At 50.9% G+C, this 6,282-nt stretch carries 5 protein-coding genes; all 5 read right to left on the reverse strand.

From position 1 onward, the window contains the following. Nucleotides 1-33: 33 nt before the first annotated feature. Nucleotides 34-1,440 carry a hemolysin family protein gene (locus tag NE473_RS06795; RefSeq protein ID WP_055652094.1) on the reverse strand — a complete coding sequence of 469 codons (1,407 nt, stop codon included), beginning with the start codon at nt 1,438-1,440 and terminating at the stop codon, nt 34-36. 321 nt (nt 1,441-1,761) lie between these two features. Continuing rightward, nucleotides 1,762-2,109 (reverse strand): type II toxin-antitoxin system PemK/MazF family toxin, encoded by a 348-nt coding sequence (locus NE473_RS06800; protein ID WP_022032008.1) that lies wholly within the window; start codon nt 2,107-2,109, stop codon nt 1,762-1,764. A 153-nt stretch (nt 2,110-2,262) separates the two neighbouring features. Next, nucleotides 2,263-3,447 (reverse strand): alanine racemase, encoded by a 1,185-nt coding sequence (gene alr, locus NE473_RS06805; protein ID WP_055652095.1) that lies wholly within the window; start codon nt 3,445-3,447, stop codon nt 2,263-2,265. Between the two features lie 20 nt (nt 3,448-3,467). Beyond that, on the reverse strand, nt 3,468-4,988 hold the full coding sequence (locus NE473_RS06810) for a bifunctional ADP-dependent NAD(P)H-hydrate dehydratase/NAD(P)H-hydrate epimerase (protein WP_055652096.1): 1,521 nt from the start codon (nt 4,986-4,988) through the stop codon (nt 3,468-3,470). Between the two features lie 144 nt (nt 4,989-5,132). Next, complete coding sequence (locus NE473_RS06815; protein WP_006772082.1) at nt 5,133-5,834, reverse strand: redox-sensing transcriptional repressor Rex; 702 nt, start codon at nt 5,832-5,834, stop codon at nt 5,133-5,135. Between the last annotated feature and the right edge of the window lie 448 nt (nt 5,835-6,282).

Consider the following 6,282-nt stretch of genomic DNA (forward strand, 5'->3'; position numbering starts at 1 on the left):
AATCAGCATCTTTTCCATTTTAACACCATTCTGCTAATCTGGCAAGGAATTTTCGCTGTCTGCCGGGCTTTCCCCGCCATTTTCCGGCCCTGGCGGGGTATCCGGCGGAGGAACAAGCTTCTGTACACGGATGGTATGAATCATCTTGTTCTCCACCTGGAGAATTTTGAAACCGTATCCCTGGTACTCCACCTCCGTCTGCTCGCCTTCCTGCGGAATGCGGTCCAGTCTCGAGATCAGGAACCCGTTGATGGTGTCGTAGGAATCGTAATCATCCTCCTCGAATTCGATATCCAGAGTTTTGGCAACCTCATCCAAAGGTGCCATGCCGCTGATGATATAAGAACCGTCTTCTGCCTGGGCAATAAATTCTTCATCTACGTCGTATTCATCCATAATGCTTCCGACGATCTCTTCCAGAATGTCCTCCATGGTGACAATGCCGGCTGTCTGCCCGTATTCGTCGACCACGATAACCATATGAATCTTCTGGGACTGCATCTCCTTGAAAAGCGAATCAATGTTTCTCGTCTCAGGTATGAAATGAGCTTCCCGCAGAAGACCATCGATCTCACAGATCGGGACCATCGCATTACTGCCGTTTTCCGCAGCTATGAGCGCATCCTTCATGTGAAGGATGCCGGTGATATCGTCAATATCTTTTTCATACACCGGATATCTGGAATTGTAGCCTTCCTTCAGAATGAAGTTTACAGCCTCACGGAGAGTCATGGAACCATCCAGAGCCACCAGATTTTTCCGGTGGGTCATGATATCACCGGCGTCCTTATCGTCCAGTTCAAAAATATTGGTGATCATCTCCGCCTCTCTGGCCTCTAAGACGCCCTGCTCATGGCCTTCATTGACCATGGACATAATGTCTTCTTCTGTCACATTCTCATTATCTGACATCATATCGATGCCGATGAGCTTCAGGAACAGAAATGCCACAGCATTGATAAGCCAGGTAAACGGCATCAGCGGAACCATGAAAAAAGTGACGACCGGAAGCATGTGATAACCCCATTTCTCCGGATTCTGGGCTGCACAGCGTTTTGGAATCACAATGCCAAAGCTGATGAGCAGCACAATTAAGAGAATTCCTACGATCAGAAGGCTTAAGACGGAAAGCCACGGTGCCGAAAGAGTGGCCCGACCGTCCAGAATCAGGGTCAGACGGCCGCCCAGCTGCTCTAAGATAAAGGCGCCGGTGATAATGCCTATGATGTTGGTCGATACCTGTATCGTGTTTACAAACCGGGTCGGCCTGTTAACGATATGTAGCAGCTTTCTTGCCTTATCACTGCCTTCTTCCATCTGATGCTCTAAGTCACTCGTGTTGACGTTCTGAATTGCAGCGCCAAATCCGTAAAATATGGCGTCTAACAGGATGAATAGTAAAAATATTGCCACGCTGGGAAGCGGGTTGCCATCGTCCATTGTTTTGTTCTACTCCTTTTATTGATTGTCATTGGTGGGGGTGAAGAGGGGGGCTTGGTTGGTCTGTCTGTTTGTTGATTAGTTTGTTTGGGTGCTTTTGCATCCGCAGGGGAAGCCCTGAACCGCGCTGCGGCTCAGGGCTTCGCGGCTGTCGCCGCATAGCCATACAGATGGAAGGGGCAGGGGACAAGCGAGCTTGACCCCTGCCCCTTCCATCTGTATGGCTGCCCTGCTCGTAGCTATGAAAAATGATACCCCCCTCCCCCCCATTTGTCAAGTACTTACGCTTGTTTCCTGATTTGCTTCTTTCGCACGCTCGAACTATGTATCCAGTTCCAAACTGACTTTTAACGCATAGTCCACTTTTTCCTGAAGTTCTTCGTCTATATGACAGATCTTCTCTTTTAGTCTCTGCTTGTCTATGGTCCTTAATTGCTCTAACAGAATGACTGAATCTTTTATCATGTCACATCTTCTGGTATCCAGTTCGACATGTGTGGGGAGTTTTGCCTTGTTCATCCGGGACGTGATTGCTGCGCAGATGACGGTGGGGCTGTGCTTGTTTCCTATGTCGTTCTGTATGATGAGGACCGGCCGGATTCCGCCCTGCTCGGAGCCTACTACCGGTCTTAGGTCTGCATAAAATATGTCTCCACGTCTGATTATCACTTTCTCACACTCCGTCAATTGATTTAAGTCTATTATTGACCTTTTTTGACTCGTGTATTCACTTAAGTTGTTCGCTCAAGTTCTTTTGCCGCATAGTTTATGATATGATACGGACATGGATTGCGTTATTCGTCCCTTCACTTCCTTTTCTGATTACTTTCCGAAACCTTCGTAAATATCATCGAAATAATCTTTTTTTCCTACCACTTTTCCGTCTTCTATGTAGACTCTGGGGACACGTTTTCCGATGTCACAGAGTATTTCATAGTGGAAACCGCCGCCGATGCAGGCCAGCTCCTCAACCGTGATCTCTTCGTCCCCGTCTTTCCCGATCAGGGTGACTTCGTCACCCTCTTCCGCTTCGGGTATCTCTGTCGCGTCGACCATCAGCTGGTCCATGCAGACACGGCCCAGGATTCTTGCACGGCGGCCGCGGATCAGAACATCCCCACGTCCTGATAAGGAACGCGGATAGCCGTCTCCGTAGCCTACCGGAATGGTCGCAATGGCTGTTTCCCGCTCCGCTGTAAAGGTGCCTCCGTAACTGACCGGTGTTCCCGGCGCGATCGTCTTTAAATAGCTTATGGTGCTCTTTAACTCCATGGCCGGAGTCAGATGGACCGGCTCTTTTTCTACCTCATCCGACGGATAGAGACCGTATATGGAGATTCCCGCGCGGACTGCATTGAAATTAGCCTGCGGCAGCTCCAGAATTCCTGCACTGTTGGAACAGTGCAGAACCGGGATTGTGATGCCGCGCTCCGTAAGCATGGAGATGAACTCCGTAAACAGCTCCATCTGACGGGCCGTGGCGCCTTTGTCCCTCTCATCCGCCCTGGCAAAATGGGTGAAGAGCCCCTCGATGCGGATTCCTGGAAGACGGCTGATCCGCACCGTCTCATCGGCGGCAGCGGCGGTTACCGGATAGCCGATCCGGCTCATGCCTGTATCCAGGGCGATGTGGATGGGAGATATTTTTCCTGCCTTCACTGAAAGTTCTGAGAGACGAGCTGCGCTTTCATAACGGAATACGGCCGGCCGGAGTTCATACCGGATCAGATCCTCATAGCTGCTCTCCGGACTCACTCCCAGGATGAGAATGGGCTTTGTAATGCCGTGTCTTCTCAATATGACTGCCTCCTCCGGGGTGGCTGTCGCGTATCCGCTTACGTATGGGTCGATGGCACACGCCACCGGTACTGAGCCATGACCGTATCCATCCGCCTTTACCACGCCAATCATCCCGGTTCCTTCTTTTAAATTGGCCCTCATGGCTTCCATATTCTGTCTGATGGCGTCCAGATTTACCGTCTCATAAACTCTGCTGTATCGTTCCATTTCTCTATACTTCCTTCAGATTATTCTGTCTCTTTTAAGATGTCTGCCAGCGCCTCCGTCAGTTCCCGGGCCAGAAGGCCGTGCTCTCCTGACTGAAGCCTGACAAGATCGCCCGCCCGCCCGTGTAAGTAGACGCCCATGGCTGCGGCGTCCGATTCTTCCATGCCGAGCGCCAGGAGTCCTGCTATGATTCCTGTCAGGACGTCTCCCGCTCCTGCCTTCGCCATGGCACTGTTGCCGCTGGTATTGATGTAGGTACGCTGATCTTTTAAGGCCGCTACGGTTACCGCGTCTTTCAGTACACAGGTAATTCCGTATCGATCCGCATATTCTCTCGCAGCAGGGATCAGGCGCCGCCTGATGTCCTCCACCGGACTGCCTGTCAGCTTCGCCATCTCGCCAAGGTGGGGTGTCACTATGATATTTTCGGTAAAATAATTGGTCAGTTCAGGAAACGCCGCAATGGTGTTCAGGCCGTCTGCGTCGAGGATGATGGGGACATAGGCATTAGCCAGTACCGTCTCCACCAGGTTTCTCGTATACGGCTCCTGGCCGATTCCAGGGCCGAGAACGATGACGCTGGCCCATTCACACTGAGCCTCCAGAAGTGTCTGGAAACGCACTGTGGACGCCTGTGCCTCCTCCGGATCGTAAGTAGTGATGATCGCCTCCGGAAGCGACGTCTGAAGAACAGCCCGGTTTTCCTCCACCGTAAAGATCTTCACCAGGCCGGCTCCCATCCGGTACGCGGCCATAGCGCTGAGCCAGGCGGCTCCGCTCATGTTTTTTGACCCTGCGGCAATCAGGACGCGGCCAAAGGTTCCCTTATTGGAATATGCGGGCCGGGCCGGAATCATACGGATATCGGCCGGTTCAAAGGTAAACAGCTCCGGACTCAGCCGTTCTAAGCTGACAGGGGGAAAGCCGATATCGGCCACCACGACGGTTCCGCTGTAGGCGCGCCCCGGATACAGAAGCGTTCCCAGCTTCTCATAGCCGAAGGTCACCGTCACATCAGCTTTTAAGGCAGTCCCCATGATCTCACCGGTATCGGCGTGAATTCCGGAGGGGATATCCACAGCCACCACCCAGGACGCCCCGCAGCCGGAAAGTGTGGCCAGTAAGTCACGGTACACCCCACTCACCTCCCGGGACAGCCCTACGCCAAATACGGCATCGATTACAAGTTCACAGCGGCCCGGTATAAAATCGCTGTATTCAATCAGATTTACGCCAAGCCGCTCCGCAATGGCCAGCTGTTTCCTGTACTCGTCCGTTCCGTTCTCCTTGGTACCTGCCAGAATCACGATCACGGTGTAGCCTTTTAGATGGAGGAGCCTGGCGGCTGCAATGCCGTCCGCCCCATTATTCCCGGTCCCGCAGACTGCCCAGATGCGGTCCTTTTTTTCCGCCTTTTTCTGCACTTCACGCACAACGGCCGCGGCCGCCTGCTCCATAAGCACCAGTGAAGGGATTCCTATGGACTGGATGGTGTAGCTGTCCACTTCCTTCATCTGGCTTCCCGATACCAGATATCTCATACCCATTCGCCTTTCCGACTAACAGTCATCTCTGCATTTTCTCTATTATAATACAAAACTGCCGGCAGGCAAAGAAGAATTTCCCCTTTGCCTGCCGGCACTCATTTCACAAATGAAATGGATCAAAAGGCATCGGATCAAAGCTTATGATTTCTTTGCCGCATCTGCTTTGGCAGATTTGCCTTTTTCCCGCTCCGCCTTTTCTTCCTCAGCCTTGTCCTGCATGCTGCAAACCTTATAGGATAAGCGCATCAGGCTCTCGGAAAGGTGTACGTTCTCCACCACCACGTCATCCGGCACGACCAGATCCGTATGGGCGAAATTCCAGATCGCCTTGATCCCGGCGCTCACAAGACGGTCGGCAATCTCCGGCGCCTTTGTCTTCGGTATCGTTAAAGCTGCAATCTGAACGTCATTATCCCTCACAAACTGCTCCAGATCATCCACACTTCTGATCTCAATTCCTCTCACAACAAGCCCGATGAGACGCGGATTGATATCGAACATTCCCTTGATTAAGAAGCCCCGCTTCTCAAAATTCGCATAATTGGCAATTGCCTGTCCCAAATTACCCGCACCGATAATTACGATGTTATGCTGTCTGTCGATCCCGAGGATCTTCGCAATTTCCGTATACAGATACTTTACATTATATCCATAACCCTGCTGGCCAAATCCTCCAAAATTATTCAGATCCTGGCGGATCTGAGAAGCAGTCACCTTCATACGGACGCTTAAGTCATTGGAGGAAATTCTCTCCACCCCGTCCTCCATCAGCTCTCCAAGATACCGGTAATATCTTGGCAGCCTCGCAATCACTGCTTTTGATATCTCTTTTTCTGCCACATCTTCACCTTCTTCAATAGTTTGTTTACTTATTTTCTTTCCATCTGCACTCCAAATTCATAGAATGAACGCAGAGCGATATCGGTCTTTTGCATTTCGTTAAACTAACTACTATTATACAGGCATGACAAAATAATGTCAAACAGGTTTTATTTTTCTCACATTTTCGTCATTCCCACGCCGCCTGTACACAGGAACAGTTCAGCCTTCACTTCCGGCTGCCGCTGTCCGGCCCGAGCTTTCGTTTCCCGGATCTTTCCTGTGACTTTGCAGGGCATTAGCAGTTCTTAATGCGCAGAATTTTTCGTTCAGGGGAAATCCCCACCTGTCTGAGCGAGGCTGCTGAAAAAGTCCCTCTCTTTTATGCTTTTATGGTATACTAAAGAAAGATGAGGGAAAGAGGTTTTTTTATGTTAAACGAGAATAAACAAATGAGTTTTACCTACTA

This window comes from Hungatella sp. SL.1.14 (assembly GCF_024460495.1).
Classification (GTDB): Bacteria; Bacillota; Clostridia; order Lachnospirales; family Lachnospiraceae; genus Hungatella; species Hungatella hathewayi.